This is a genomic window from Sphingopyxis flava (genome assembly GCF_900168005.1).
In the GTDB taxonomy this organism is placed as follows: domain Bacteria; phylum Pseudomonadota; class Alphaproteobacteria; order Sphingomonadales; family Sphingomonadaceae; genus Sphingopyxis; species Sphingopyxis flava.
Genome location: NZ_FUYP01000047.1, coordinates 1 through 13,919, shown reverse-complemented (window position 1 = coordinate 13,919; position 13,919 = coordinate 1). Strand labels below are relative to the sequence as shown.

The following is a 13,919-nucleotide window of genomic DNA, read 5'->3' as shown; positions in this document are numbered from 1 at the left end:
CTCCGAGAACCTCCGCATGCACATAGCTCCTGGGATTACTGTCGGTCATAGGCCTCACTCTTACATAAGTGTGAGGAACTGTCCGGTCATTTTGGGGGCCGCTTCACTTGGGAACGTATATGTATCCGCCCGGAGAAGTTTTGGGTCGACAAGGATATCGCCATGCGTCTGGGCGTCGAAGTGGTCGCAATCGATGCCGGAGCGCACACCGTCACTTTGGCCGATGGCGACGAGGTCGGCTATGGGAAGCTCATCTGGGCAGCCGGTGGGGATGCGCGCAAGCTGGCCTGTGACGGATCTGACTTCGCGGGCGTATATTCGGTGCGGACGAAAGACGATGTCGACCTGCTTATGCTGGAACTGGACCACGGCGCGAAGCGAGCCGTTGTTATTGGCGGAGGATACATCGGGCTTGAGGCGGCAGCAGTTCTGAGCAAGTTCGGGGTTCACGTCACGCTGCTGGAAGCGCTGCCGCGCGTTCTGGCCCGCGTTTCGGGCGAAACCCTGTCGCGATTCTACGAAAGTGAGCATCGCTCGCATGGAGTTGACCTGCGCACCGGTGTCACGGTCGATTGCCTCCTTGGCGAAAACTCCAGAGTAACCGGAGTGAAATTGGGTGATGGCACTGTTTTGCCCGCCGACATCGCAATTGTGGGGATCGGCCTTGTGCCTTGCGTTGAGCCTCTGATTGCTGCGGGCGCAAGGGGCGGCAATGGTGTGGAAGTCAATGAGTTTTGCCAGACATCCGTGCCTGACATTTACGCTATCGGTGACTGCGCGACGCATGCAAATGACTTTGCTGGCGGGGATGTGATCCGACTTGAATCGGTGCAAAACGCCAATGACATGGCCGCGGTTGCGGCGAAGGCTATTTGCGGCAACCCATCGCCATACAAGGCGATTCCCTGGTTCTGGTCAAATCAATATGACCTTAAATTGCAGACTGTGGGCTTGTCCGCAGGGCACGATCTGGCGCTGGTGCGCGGCGACCCCAAGATGCGCGCGTTCTCGGTCATCTATCTCAAGGAAGGCCGTGTGATCGCCATCGATAGCGTGAACCAGGTCAAGGACTATGTTCAGGGCCGGAAGCTGATCGAGGGCGCCGTTGTGGTTGCCCCGGATCTCCTTTGCGATGTGGCGATACCGCTCAAGGAACTGGCTGGTTAGTCAAAGGGTAGACACTGTCAGGCTCCACCCTTGGTCGGAAGAAATCGTCCGTCGCCAAAAACCAGCGGGGCGAATTCGCCAGGCATCCTGATTGCGTCGATCCGACCTACGACAATGCTGTGAGTGCCGTATTCAAACATGGCGTCAACCGTACAGGCAAAATTGACCTGGGCATCCTTCAGGTATGGCACCTCTTCCAGCTCCCACTCACCCAAGGCGAAACGTTCTTCCTGCGGAAGCTGTCCACCGAAGGCGAAAGAGAGGTCATCATGACCTTCAGACAGCAAGTTCACGCAGAATGCGGTCCCGATTGATAGCAGCTCGTGCATACGCGAACTGCGGTTGATGCAGACCAGTAGCGAGAATGGCTCGACCGACAGGGATGTGACGGCAGTAACGGTCATGCCCATGGGCTGAGCATCCTTGCCGCCACGCAGCGCAATTATCGTGACGGTTGATGCCAGCCGTCGCATTCCCTGCTTGAATGCTTCTCCAAGCAGGTCAGGGGTAGAGATGAAAGAGGTATCCATCAATCTTTCGCTTTACTCATTCTCCTCGGCACGATTGCCCCAAATAGGGATCCTCGATCGGCCAACGACGACTTGCGGCTGATCCACATTCCGGTTTCGAGATGTGTGTCAAGCCGTTACAGCACCTAACGGTGAGCCGCCGAGCTGAGAACCGAAAATGGAAGCTTTCCGGCGCCCATCAGGCTTCTGATACCCCGCATCCGGCGAGGCAATCAGCTGGAGCACCTCCCGTCTTTGGCTATGGCAACGCACTGCCATCGTGTGGCACTGCAAGTCTCCAATCGGGTAACTGCACCGCAATTGCCGACACTATGTTTCACCGCCGTGCCGCGCGACTCGCTCGGTGAGCTGGCGCGCGAGAACATCTCATCCAACATGCGTTCGTACTTCTTTACTGCCGCAGGCGATGTGCTCGTCATGAATGACGATGGAGACTTGAGTGGAGCCGTTGGTGCGACCCGTGACACTGGCGTACACGAAGAATTATGCGCACTCGCCGGTATAACGGCGGCGGGGCCGACCACATAGGAGTTTCAGGCCAGCGGGGCCAGGCCGCCGAGAACAATGCGCACCAGATCGGCATGGCCACGTGCCCCGGCGCGGGCATAGATCCGCTTCGAATAGTTGCGGGCGGTTTCTTCGGTCAGTTGCAGGTCGCGGCCGGCTTCGGCGATAGTCATCCCCCGGCTCAGCTTTTCAGCCAGCGCAGCCTCGTTGGGGGAAAGCTGGTGAAGCGCACGCAGGCACCGGGCGCCGCTCGCCTCCTCTTCGCGGCGGGCGAGGCGGAGAGTGGCAAGGGCAGCCGCGCGCGTAGGCGCTTCTGAAGGAGGAGGCCCAAGCAGCAATGCCAGGTCTTCGCCAAGGGGAAGGCATACCGGTTGCGCGTGAGGATCGCATAGTATCGCCAGCTCCTGGCAGGTGCGGACCAGAGCCTCGTCTACGGAAGGTGACAATTGCAGACGCTGGCCGCCGCGCCCTTGCACAAGCGTCAGGGCGCTTTCTGCAACCGCATCGGCAGCGAGGACCGTGGCGTTCTCATCGAACACCAGCTGACCGATGCCTAGTCGCTCCAGCGCTGACTGCGCCATGAAGCGATGCAAACGCTCTTCTCCGAAAGCCGATATGAGGCGGAGCGCCGCCCTAAGATACGGGACGACCGACGAGATCGTTGCGACCGCCGCAGAACTGAAATCCTCGGACTCGCGGGTCAGCAGGATCCATGCTTCGGTGCCCTCGTCGGCCACTATGCGCAGCCAGCGGCCATAGCGGATACCCATCGCCGCAAGTGTTTCGCGCTGTCGGGCAAGAACGGTGGGGCGATCGTAGTCCAGCATTTCATCGACCGCGTAGACGCGGCCGGGACGAAGCGAACCGAACGGGTGCAGGTCGAGAGTCATCAGCAGACTGATATCGAGCGGCCTATCGTCTTTTGCGCGCGGCGACGAAAACTGAAGCACTTCGGGATTCTCACCGAGCGTCTCGCTGGCGGATGAAAGCAGCAGAAGTCCGCGGCGTGCCTGCGTTTTGGTCAATAATCGCTGCATGAAGGCGGCGAGCGGTGAGGCGTTGGGAACGTCCGCGAGAAGTGCAAGAACGAGATCGTCCTGCTCCACAATCGAGCTTGCCATGCGCCACTACCTCCCAAATGGGAGTGTCATCGTAGCGCGACTTGAGCGATTGACAATAGGCGAACGAGTTTCGGGAGATCATTGTGAGCAGCGAAAGCCGGGCCAGCCTAACCCATATTCAGCGTCTCGAATCAGAGGCGATCCACATCATGCGCGAAGTCGTGGCCGAGGCGGAAAAGCCGGTCATGCTCTATTCGGTGGGAAAAGACAGCGCGGTGATGCTACACTTGGCGCGAAAAGCCTTCTATCCTTCCCCGCCGCCGTTTCCGTTGCTCCATGTCGACACGACCTGGAAGTTCAAGGCGATGTACGAACTACGCGACAAGATGGCCGAGGAAAGCGGCATGGAGCTGCTCGTTTATCAAAATCCCGAGGCGAAAGAGCGGGGCATCAACCCGTTCGACCATGGCCCGCTCCACACCGATATGTGGAAGACCGAGGGGCTGAAGCAGGCGCTCGACCTATACGGTTTCGACGCAGCCTTCGGCGGTGCGCGGCGCGACGAGGAGAAGAGCCGCGCGAAAGAGCGCATCTTCTCGTTCCGGTCCGCGACCCACGGCTGGGACGCCAAGAACCAGCGGCCCGAGCTGTGGAACCTCTACAACGCGCGCAAGAAGAAGGGTGAGAGCATCCGCGTCTTCCCGATCTCGAACTGGACCGAACTCGACGTGTGGCAATACATTCAGCTCAACGACATTCCGATCGTGCCGCTCTATTTCGCTGCCAAGCGACCGACAGTGGAACGTGACGGCATGCTGCTGATGGTCGACGACGAGCGCTTCCCGCTCAAGCCGGGCGAAGTGCCGGTCGACCGCTCGATCCGGTTCCGCACGCTCGGTTGCTACCCGCTGACCGGTGCAGTCGAGAGCGAAGCCGCAACTCTGTCCGAGGTCATCCAGGAAACGCTGCTGACCACTACCAGCGAGCGCCAGGGGCGCGCGATCGACAAGGATGCGGGCGGGGCTGGCATGGAAGTAAAAAAGCAGCAGGGGTATTTCTGATGAGCGAACAGGACGTGATCTACAAGACCGACGCGCTTATTGCCGAGGACATCGACGCCTATCTCGATGCCCACCAGCACAAGACCATACTGCGATTCATCACCTGCGGGTCGGTGGATGACGGCAAGTCGACGCTGATCGGCCGCCTGCTGTACGATTCAAAGATGATCTTCGAGGATCAGCTTGACGCGCTCCAGGCCGACAGCAAGAAAGTGGGAACCCAGGGCCAGGACATCGATTTTGCGCTGCTGGTCGATGGCCTTGCCGCCGAACGCGAACAGGGCATCACCATCGACGTCGCCTATCGCTTCTTCAACACCGAAAAGCGCAAGTTCATCGTTGCCGACTGCCCGGGCCACGAACAGTACACCCGCAACATGGTGACCGGCGCGAGCACCGCCGACCTGGCCGTGATCCTGATCGACGCGCGCAAGGGCGTGCTGGTGCAGACGCGGCGGCATTCGTACCTGTGTCACCTGATCGGCATCAAGAACCTGGTCCTCGCGGTCAACAAGATGGACCTGATCGGATACGACCAGGCGAAATATGACGAGATCGTCGCCGACTATGCCGAGTTCGCCCGGTCCATCGGGATCGAGAGCTTCACCGCGATGCCGATTTCGGGCTTCGAGGGCGACAACATCACCACGCGTTCGGAAAACACGCCGTGGTACACCGGTCCGACGCTGGTCGAGCATCTCGAAACGGTCGAGGTGCTGTCCTCGGTCGACGCTGAAAAGCCGTTCCGCATGCCGGTGCAGTGGGTCAATCGCCCGAACCTCGACTTCCGCGGATTTTCGGGCCTGATCGCGACCGGCGCAGTCAAGCCGGGGGACGAGGTTCGCGTCCTGCCATCGGGCAAGACCAGCACGGTCACTCGCGTCGTGACACTGGACGGCGATCTGGACGAGGCAGTGGCGGGCCAGTCGGTCACGCTGTGCTTTGCCGACGAGATTGACTGTTCCCGCGGCAACGTGATCGCCGCGGCCGACAATCCCCCTCAGGCCGCCGACCAGTTCGAGGCAACACTGGTGTGGCTCAACGACGAGGCGATGCACGTCGGCCGTGCCTATTGGCTGAAGCTGGGTACACAGATGGTTTCGGTCACCGTTCAGCAGCCTAAATACGCAATCAATGTCAACGACGCCGGCGGGCCCGGTTCGCACCTTGCGGTCAAGACGCTTGAGCTGAACGCCATCGGCGTGGCCGAGATCATGACGGACAAGCCGATCGTGTTCGAAACCTATGACGAGAGCCGCAGCCTGGGCGGGTTCATCCTGATCGACAAGCTGAGCAACGCGACGGTTGCCGCAGGGATCATCAACTTCAGCCTGCGCCGCGCCCAGAACGTGCACTGGCAGCCGACCGATATTACTCGCGCCGACCATGCGCTCATGAAGAACCAGACACCCAAGGTCTTGTGGTTCACCGGCCTCTCGGGCGCAGGCAAGTCGACGATCGCGAACGAGGTCGAGAAACAGCTGGCGGTGATGAACCGTCACACCTTCCTGCTCGACGGCGACAATGTGCGCCACGGCCTCAACAAGGATCTGGGCTTTACCGAAGCCGACCGGATCGAGAACATCCGTCGCGTGGGCGAAGTCGCCAAGCTGATGGCCGATGCCGGTCTCATCGTGCTCACCGCCTTCATCAGTCCGTTCCGAGCCGAACGGGAAATGGTGCGCAAGATGCTGCCCGAGGGAGAGTTCGTCGAAATCTTCGTCGATACCCCGCTTGCAGTGGCTGAGGCGCGCGATGTGAAGGGTCTTTACAAGAAGGCGCGTAGCGGCGAACTCAAGAACTTCACCGGGATCGACAGTCCCTATGAAGAACCTGTATCGCCCGAAATCCACCTCAACGCTGCCGATTTACGCCCAGAAGAAGCTGCCGAGCTTATCATTCGCAAGCTTCTGCCGCTGAAATAGGAGAGGCTACGATGGCGATGACCGATGCCGAACTGGCAGCCCATCTGGCACAAACCGCAGGCGAACTGTTGCAGGCGGTGCGCGCCAGCGGGATGCTCAGCCTCAAGGCACTGGGCAAGGCGGGCGATGCCACGGCCAACCAGTTCCTGGTCCACGCGCTGCGCGAGCAGCGGCCCGACGACGCGGTTCTTTCCGAAGAGGAGAAGGACAGCCACGAACGGCTCGATCATTCGCGGGTCTGGATCGTCGATCCGGTCGATGGGACGCGCGAATATGGCGAGGAACGGACCGACTGGGCGGTCCACGTGGCGCTAGCGATCGACGGCGTGGCAAGCGTCGGGGCTGTGGCCCTGCCCGGGCTTGGCATCGTGCTGCGCACCGACCGGCCCGGTGCGGTTCCGGCGGCCCCGGAACGTCTGCGCATGGTGGTCAGCCGCACACGCCCGGCCGCAGAAGCGCTGGCCGTGGCCGAGGCGATAGGCGCAGAGCTGGTTCCGATGGGCAGCGCCGGAGCCAAGGCGATGGCCGTGGTGCGCGGCGAGGCCGACATCTATCTTCATTCGGGCGGTCAGTACGAATGGGACAGTTGCGCGCCCGTTGCGGTCGCGCGTGCGCACGGGCTTCACTGCTCGCGGATCGACGGTAGCGATCTCGTTTACAACCAGGCCGACACATACATGCCGGACCTGCTCATCTGCCGCAGAGAGCACGCCGCCATAGTGCTCGACCGTCTGGCGGTGGCGCAGGCGGGCTGATCGGGCCCGTCTGCCTGCGCGGCTAATCGCCAATTAGTTTATAAAGCGGTGCCTTAAGGAACACGTATGACCGACAATACTCTGCAGGGTTATCTGAGCCAATTCGGCGAAGTTGAGGCGAAGCCCCTGTCGCGCTTTCAGCAGGTGGTTGCGCGGCGCCTTTCGCAAAGCTGGACCGAGGTGCCGCACGTTACGCATAATGACGATATCGACGTCACTACGCTCGAGGAGCATCGGGCGGCGCTGGCGGAGGCGGGCATGAAAGTCACGCCGCTGGCGTTCGTGGCCAAGGCGCTCGCCATCGCGTTCGACGATTTTCCGCAGTTCAACGCCTCGCTCGGCGAGGACAAGAAGACCCTGCTGCTGAAATCGTGCCGCAACGTCGGCATTGCCGTCGACACTCCCGCCGGGCTGCTCGTCCCGGTGCTGCGCGATGTCGCGGCACGGACCGTGGCCGACCTGGCGGACGAGATCCGCAACCTGAGCGTGCAGGCACGGGACAAGGGCCTGCCGATGGACATGATGGAGGGCGGCTCGATGACAATCTCGTCGCTCGGCGGGATCGGCGGGACCGGGTTCACTCCGATCGTCAACCAGCCCGAGGTCGCGATCCTGGGCATCACGCAGACGGTGGTGAAGCCGGTCTGGGACGGCGCGGCGTTCCTGCCGCGCAAGATGATGCCGGTCTCGCTCAGTTACGACCACCGCGTCATTAACGGGGCCGACGCCGCCCGTTTCGTGCGCCGCCTGTCGCAGATCCTGGAGCGGCCGCAGGATATCTAGTGCGTGCTCCGTGCGATCATGGGCAGCGTCGTCAGCGTCGCGCGGATCGGACAGGCGCTGGCGCCGACCGGAACGGCAAGAGTCTGTTGCAGGCTAACCCTCGCTCGCCGATCATGAATATAATAGGAATAACCGTTCGCTTGCCAGGCCGCGGGCAGGGGTTAGGTGCAAGGCATCGGCGCGGCCCCGGCCATTTCCGCGCCTCCACGCAGACCGGGGCGGGCATAAATTGGGAAGGTGAGGCGTGGACCAGGACTCTGCCGCGCCATGCAGCGCGAGAGAGACGCAAGAACGGTTTCGGTTCGCCACACGCGACCCTGTATTTGAGAAAGTCTGTGTCATGACGATCGCGATGCCGTTGCCTGATGCCGATACGCTGGAGCGGCGGGAGGAGATCGCGGCAGCGCTTCGGGCGATCGTGCCGGGTGAAGGGGTTATTACCGATGCCGATGCGCTGCGGCCCTGGGAGTCCGATGGCCTTACCGCCTATCGTCAGCCTCCGATGCTTGTGGTGCTGCCCGAGACGGTGGAGCAGGTTTCCGCTGTCTTGCGCTGGTGTCATGCGGAAGGGGTGAAGGTTGTTCCGCGCGGTTCGGGCACATCGCTCTCGGGCGGAGCGCTGCCGCTGGCGGATGCCGTTTTGCTGGGCATGGGCAAGTTCAAGCGGGTTCTCGATATTGACTATGAAGACCGGATCGCCGTCGTGCAGCCTGGCGTGACCAACCTCGCCATCACCCAAGCGGTGGAGGGGCGGGGCTTCTACTATGCGCCCGATCCGTCCAGCCAGATCGCTTGCACCATCGGTGGCAACGTAGCGGAGAACTCGGGCGGCGTGCATTGCCTGAAATACGGACTCACGACCAACAATGTGCTCGGCGTCGAACTCGTGTTGATGAATGGAGAAATAGTCAGGTTGGGAGGACGGCATCTCGATCCCGTCGGGCTCGACTTGCTGGGCGTCGTCGTTGGGTCCGAGGGTTTGCTTGGCGTGGTGACTGAAGTGACGGTCCGCATCCTGCCCAAGCCCGAAACCGCGCGCGCTGTCCTCGTCGGTTTTCCCGATGCGGAACGGGCGGGCGCGTGCGTCGCTCAAGTCATTGCCGAGGGTATCATCCCGGCGGGCATGGAGATGATGGACCGCCCCGCGATCCATGCGGCGGAGGCGTTCGTGAAAGTCGGATATCCGCTCGATGTCGGCGCCTTACTGATCGTTGAGGTCGATGGGCCCGCGGCGGAATGCGACCACCTGATCGAGGAAATTGCCCGTATCGCCAATGCCAACGGCGCGGTAACCACCCGCATCTCGCGCGATGAGACGGAACGCGCCGCGTTCTGGGCTGGACGCAAGGCAGCCTTTCCGGCGGTGGGCCGCATCTCGCCCGACTATTACTGCATGGACGGCACGATCCCGCGCCGCCGACTGCCCGAAGTGCTGCGCCGGATGGAAGAGCTGTCGCGGCAATATGGGCTGGGCGTGGCTAACGTCTTCCACGCCGGTGACGGCAACCTGCATCCGCTGATCCTTTACGATGCCAACGTGCCGGGCGAGCTCGACAAGGCCGAGGCCTTTGGCAACGACATCCTGCGGCTCTGCGTCGAGGTGGGCGGCGTGCTGACCGGCGAGCATGGCGTGGGCATCGAGAAACGCGACCTGATGCCCGAGATGTTCAGCGAGGAAGACCTGAAACAGCAACAGCGCGTTAAGTGCGCGTTTGACCCCGACCTGCTGCTGAACCCAGGCAAGGTGTTTCCGGTGTTGCACCGCTGCGCCGAGTTGGGGCGGATGCATGTCCACCACGGCGTCGTGCCTCACCCCGAACTGCCGAGGTTCTGATGCTGGAGCCGAGAGACGAAAGCGACCTGCGCGAAATAATTACCGATGCTGCTGTTGGGGGCAAGAACCTGGAACTGTGCGGCGGGGCTACTCGGGCAGGCTTCGGCGCGCCGCGCGAGGCGGAACAGGTATCGCTACGGGCACTGGCGGGGGTGATCGATTACGACCCGGCAGAGCTGGTGCTGACCGTCCGGCCCGGCACGCCGCTCGCCGAAGTGCAGGCATTGGTGGAGGGCGAGGGTCAGATGCTGGCGTTCGAGCCGTGGGGCGGCGAAGGCGCGACGATCGGCGGCACCGTGGCCGCCGGGGTGGCGGGATCGCGGCGGGTGACAGCCGGGTCGGCGCGCGATCATCTGCTCGGGCTGAAGGCCGTTTCGGGGAGCGGGACCGCGTTCGTCGCCGGGGCGAAGGTGGTGAAGAACGTGACCGGCTACGACCTGCCCAAGATTATGGCCGGGTCATGGGGCCGGCTGGCCGCGATGACGGAACTGACGCTGAAGGTCCTGCCGCGCCCGCGCGAGACGGTAACGCTGGTCGCGCGCGGCCTGTCCGTCGAAGCGGCGCACGCGGCGATGGCTTGCGCGCTGGGCAGCAATGCCGACGTATCGGCCGCGGCGCAACTGCAGGGCGGCGAAATCCTGTTGCGCGTGGCCGGGTTCGTTCCGTCGGTGGAGGCGCGCTGCCTTGCCTTGCCAGGCCTTCTGGCTGCCCACTGCCCAGTCGATCGCCTGACAGCGGACGATGCGGCACCGCTGTGGTGGCGGGCGATGACCGGCGGCGATTTGCACGGGTCGGTGCGCTGGAAGATCCACCTGCCGCCGCGCCACGCGGCCGGGCTGGTCCGCAGGCTTGAGGCCGTTGGCGCGAACTGGGCGATGGACTGGGGCGGCGGGCTCGTCTGGATTGCCGTCGACCGCACCGACGATCTGGTGCGCGCCGAGGCTGCCGCGCTTGGCGGCGAGGCGGCGCTGGTGGCGGCGCCCGAAGAGATGCGCGCCCGCATTCCTGCCATGCATCCGCGTGCGACCGGCGCGGCAATGCTCGAGGATCGCGTTCGCCGTGCCTTCGATCCGCAGGGGGTCTTCGCGACCAATCGATTTGAAGAGGTGGCCGATGCAGACCAGCTTTAAGCCCGAGGCGCTGGCCGATCCGGCAATGCAGGCATCGGAAGCGGTGATCCGCAAGTGCGTGCACTGTGGCTTCTGCACCGCGACCTGCCCCACTTATGTCCTCTTGGGTGACGAGCTCGATAGCCCGCGCGGGCGCATCTACCTGATGAAGGAGATGCTGGAGAACGAGCAGACCCCCAGCGACGAGGTGGTGAAGCACGTCGACCGCTGCCTGTCCTGCCTGTCGTGCATGACGACCTGCCCCTCGGGCGTGAACTACATGCACCTCGTCGATCACGCGCGCGCGTACATAGAGGAGCATCACCGCCGCCCGCTGGCGCAGCGGCTGATCCGGCGGTTGCTGGCGGCGGTGCTGCCCTATCCGGGGCGGTTCCGGCTGGCGCTGACCTTTGCGCCGCTGGCCAAGCCGCTGATCGGCCTTTTGCGCGGCGCGCCGGGGCTGCAGCCGCTGGCTGCGATGCTGTCGATGGCACCGCGGCATACCCCCGTCGAAGTGCCCGCGCAGTCGACCGCGCTGCCCGCGCCGAAGGGCCGTGTCGCGCTGTTGCAGGGCTGTGCCGAACCGGTGCTGCGGCCAGAGTTCCGCGCCGCTGCGATCCGCCTGCTCAACCGGTGCGGCCACGATGTAATTTTTGCGCCGGGCGAAGGCTGCTGCGGCGCGCTCGTCCACCACATGGGGCGCGAGGACGACGCACTGGCCGCCGCACGACGCAACGTCGATGCCTGGATGGCGGAGGTGGAGGGCAAGGGCCTCGACGCGATCATCGTCACCGCATCGGGCTGCGGCACGACGATCAAGGACTATGGCTTCATGTTGCGCGCCGATCCCGCCTATGCCGACAAGGCCGAGCAAGTCAGCGCGCTTGCGATGGACGTGACGGAATATCTTGCGAGAATCGGCCTGCCGCCCGCCGCCAACGGCACGGGTCTCGCCGTTGCCTACCACCCGGCCTGTTCGCTACAGCATGGCCAGAAAGTCACCGACGCGCCCAAGCGCCTCCTCGCGCAAGCGGGCTTCGACGTTTGCGTTCCGGCAGAGGCGCACCTGTGCTGCGGTTCGGCGGGCACCTACAACATCCTGCAACCCGACATTGCCGAGACGCTGGGCCGCCGCAAGGCCGACACCATCGCCCGCCTCGACGCCGACGTCATCGCCACCGGCAACGTCGGCTGCGCCACCCAGATAGACCGCTTCACCGGCACGCCCATCGTTCACACCGTCGAACTGCTCGACTGGGCGACCGGCGGGCCGATGCCCAAACGACTCAAGCAAAGGACCACAGCATGACCGCGATCACCCTCGACCAGGCCCAGGCCATCGTCACCGCCGCGCTGAAGGAAGGTCGCGCGATGAACCTTGCCCCGCTCACCGTTGTCGTGCTCGACGCGGGCGGCCACGCGGTCGCCCTCGCGCGCGAGGATGCCTCCTCGAACATGCGGCCCCAGATCGCCACGGCCAAGGCCTCTGGCGCGCTGGCGATGGGCGTGCCCTCGCGCAAGATCGCCCAGATCGCCGAGGAACGCCCCGCCTTCATCGCCGCCGCCGCAGGCCTCGCCCCCGGCGGCCTCATCCCCGCGGCAGGCGGCGTGCTAATCCGCGACGCATCCGGCACCATCATCGGCGCCGTCGGCGTCACCGGCGACACTAGCGACAACGACGAAACCGCAGCGCTCGCCGGAATCAAGGCCGCGGGGCTGAAGGACTGAGTAGGATGGGTCGCCGGGGCTGATGAAACCAGCAAACTGGTGCTTTGCGCGCCAGGATAGCCTGTTAGCAATCCGGTTCCTCCTGTAGCGACACCATCGATCAAGAAGCCGGTCTTCGTATCGAAGAAACGCGTTTCGTTCGCTCCCGCCGAAACTTTTCATCCCGAAGCGTGAGGACGACGGTTGTGGCGACCCCAACTTTGGCCTTCGGACGCGGGATGCGCTTCACTTTGTAGCTGGCGGCATGCTTGGCCCACCAGCCGAGCGGTGGGTTAGGGAGACCGTGCTTCCCGCAGATCTTGTGAATTGCGGTCGCGTCCGTCAAGTTGGTGTAATTTCGGCTGTGGCCGTGGGCCATCGTCAGGCGGCTTTGGCGGTGATGTGTAGGGGCTGATTTTCCTCCTCGATCATGGGTTGGTTGAGCTCGGCCATGCCTTCGATCTGCATGTAGCGATGCTGGAGTTGCCACTCGTCGTTCTGCTCCATCAGCACAGCCCCGACGAGGCGGATGATGCTGTCTTCGTTCGGGAAGATGCCGACGACGTCGGCGCGGCGCTTGACCTCCTTGTTGAGCCGCTCGAGCGGATTGGTAACCGGTATGAGGATGTCGGTGCCGAAGTTTCTGCTTCGACTCACGGGTCGTGGTGTATGGTGCGACCATCCGGGACAGAGGCACCGGGAGCACGAAAGTGCGGGCAGGCCGATGTACACGATGAGCTGAGAGCTCGAGTTAGTAGCTGGCCGCCTCTGCGACTCACCCGGTTGCGCTGCGAGCGCGGATCCGTAGTTGTCGTGTCGCCCGCCGCTCCCGTCACTTTGGCTGACAGGAGGCGCTTATGCGACGCGTCATTGGCATTGATATCCACCGGACCTTTGGCGAGGTGGTGATTTGGGATGGGGGGATATTGAGACATGCGGGCCGGGTCGACATGACCCGGACAGCGCTGGAGGGGTTCGGGAAAGGGCTGCGATCCACCGACGAGGTCGTGATCGAGGCGACCGGCAACTGCATGGCGGTGTAGCGGGTGCTGACGCCGTTCGTGGCGCGGGTGGTCATCGCCAACCCGCTCCAGGTGAAGGCGATCGCCCAGGCGCATGTGAAGACCGACAAGATCGACGCGGGCACTCTGGCCAGCCTCCGTGCGGCGGGATATTTGCCCGAGATATGGACGCCGGATGCAGCGACTGAGCGGATGCGCCGGCTTGCTGCCCGACGATTCCAAATTGTCCGGCACCGCACGCGGATCAAGAACGAGGTGCATTCCATCCTTCATGCTCATCTGATCCCGCGCTGTCCGCACGCCGATCTGTTCAGCGGCGTTGGCCGTGCCTGGCTTCTGCGCCAGCCCGTCTGCGGATTCCGTCGATCCCGCGCAGGGATACCGACATGATCACGCGCATCATTCCGATCTGATCCCGCGCGGGATTCCGATCTGATGCCGCGCACGGCTCAGAGCCG

Annotated in this window: 12 protein-coding genes and 2 pseudogenes; 11 read left to right on the top strand and 3 right to left on the bottom strand. The window is 63.4% G+C overall.

Annotation, left to right across the window (positions count from 1 at the left end; translation table 11 throughout):
- Positions 1-87 precede the first annotated feature (87 nt).
- Positions 88-1,167 (top strand): annotated as a pseudogene (locus B5X69_RS19160) (NAD(P)/FAD-dependent oxidoreductase); the annotation flags it as partial.
- Between the two features lie 17 nt (positions 1,168-1,184).
- Here B5X69_RS19160 and B5X69_RS19155 read toward each other — a convergent pair.
- Both B5X69_RS19155 and B5X69_RS19150 read right to left on the bottom strand, forming a co-directional pair.
- Positions 1,185-1,697 carry a flavin reductase family protein gene (locus B5X69_RS19155; protein ID WP_079640145.1) on the bottom strand — a complete coding sequence of 171 codons (513 nt, stop codon included), beginning with the start codon at positions 1,695-1,697 and terminating at the stop codon, positions 1,185-1,187.
- Between the two features lie 533 nt (positions 1,698-2,230).
- On the bottom strand, positions 2,231-3,310 hold the full coding sequence (locus tag B5X69_RS19150; RefSeq protein WP_139375887.1) for a helix-turn-helix transcriptional regulator: 1,080 nt from the start codon (positions 3,308-3,310) through the stop codon (positions 2,231-2,233).
- A gap of 98 nt (positions 3,311-3,408) precedes the next feature.
- Here B5X69_RS19150 and cysD point away from each other — a divergent pair, with 98 nt between their 5' ends.
- The 8 genes from cysD (at position 3,409) to B5X69_RS19110 (ending at position 12,460) form a co-directional block, all read left to right on the top strand.
- Positions 3,409-4,326 (top strand): sulfate adenylyltransferase subunit CysD, encoded by a 918-nt coding sequence (cysD, locus tag B5X69_RS19145; protein WP_139375886.1) that lies wholly within the window; start codon positions 3,409-3,411, stop codon positions 4,324-4,326.
- Positions 4,326-6,251: a sulfate adenylyltransferase subunit CysN gene (gene cysN, locus B5X69_RS19140; protein ID WP_079640142.1), complete on the top strand. Its 1,926-nt coding sequence runs from the start codon at positions 4,326-4,328 to the stop codon at positions 6,249-6,251. Before cysD ends, cysN begins: the two co-directional genes overlap by 1 nt.
- Positions 6,252-6,268: 17 nt before the next feature.
- The gene (locus tag B5X69_RS19135; protein ID WP_139375888.1) at positions 6,269-7,006 is read left to right on the top strand and encodes a 3'(2'),5'-bisphosphate nucleotidase CysQ; all 738 of its coding nucleotides are present in this window, start codon (positions 6,269-6,271) and stop codon (positions 7,004-7,006) included.
- A 66-nt stretch (positions 7,007-7,072) separates the two neighbouring features.
- Positions 7,073-7,789: a 2-oxo acid dehydrogenase subunit E2 gene (locus tag B5X69_RS19130; protein ID WP_079640140.1), complete on the top strand. Its 717-nt coding sequence runs from the start codon at positions 7,073-7,075 to the stop codon at positions 7,787-7,789.
- Between the two features lie 340 nt (positions 7,790-8,129).
- On the top strand, positions 8,130-9,623 hold the full coding sequence (locus B5X69_RS19125) for an FAD-linked oxidase C-terminal domain-containing protein (RefSeq protein WP_079640139.1): 1,494 nt from the start codon (positions 8,130-8,132) through the stop codon (positions 9,621-9,623).
- Complete coding sequence (locus tag B5X69_RS19120; protein ID WP_079640138.1) at positions 9,623-10,753, top strand: FAD-binding protein; 1,131 nt, start codon at positions 9,623-9,625, stop codon at positions 10,751-10,753. Before B5X69_RS19125 ends, B5X69_RS19120 begins: the two co-directional genes overlap by 1 nt.
- A complete protein-coding gene (gene glcF / locus B5X69_RS19115) occupies positions 10,737-12,041 on the top strand; it encodes a glycolate oxidase subunit GlcF (protein WP_079640137.1) in 1,305 nt (434 codons plus the stop codon). The genes B5X69_RS19120 and glcF overlap by 17 nt, the downstream gene beginning before the upstream one ends.
- Positions 12,038-12,460, top strand: coding sequence for a GlcG/HbpS family heme-binding protein (locus B5X69_RS19110; protein ID WP_079640136.1), 423 nt, complete (start codon positions 12,038-12,040; stop codon positions 12,458-12,460). The genes glcF and B5X69_RS19110 overlap by 4 nt, the downstream gene beginning before the upstream one ends.
- A 360-nt stretch (positions 12,461-12,820) precedes the next feature.
- On the opposite strand, the pseudogene B5X69_RS19105 reads toward B5X69_RS19110, so the two are convergent.
- A pseudogene (locus B5X69_RS19105) lies at positions 12,821-13,051 on the bottom strand (transposase); the annotation flags it as partial.
- A 245-nt stretch (positions 13,052-13,296) separates the two neighbouring features.
- On the opposite strand from B5X69_RS19105, the gene B5X69_RS21760 reads away from it, so the two are divergent.
- Together B5X69_RS21760 and B5X69_RS21755 are read left to right on the top strand one after the other, a co-directional pair.
- A complete protein-coding gene (locus B5X69_RS21760) occupies positions 13,297-13,482 on the top strand; it encodes a hypothetical protein (protein ID WP_217699165.1) in 186 nt (61 codons plus the stop codon).
- Positions 13,483-13,485: 3 nt separating this feature from the next.
- Positions 13,486-13,851: an IS110 family transposase gene (locus tag B5X69_RS21755; protein WP_217699164.1), complete on the top strand. Its 366-nt coding sequence runs from the start codon at positions 13,486-13,488 to the stop codon at positions 13,849-13,851.
- The last annotated feature ends 68 nt before the right edge of the window (positions 13,852-13,919 follow it).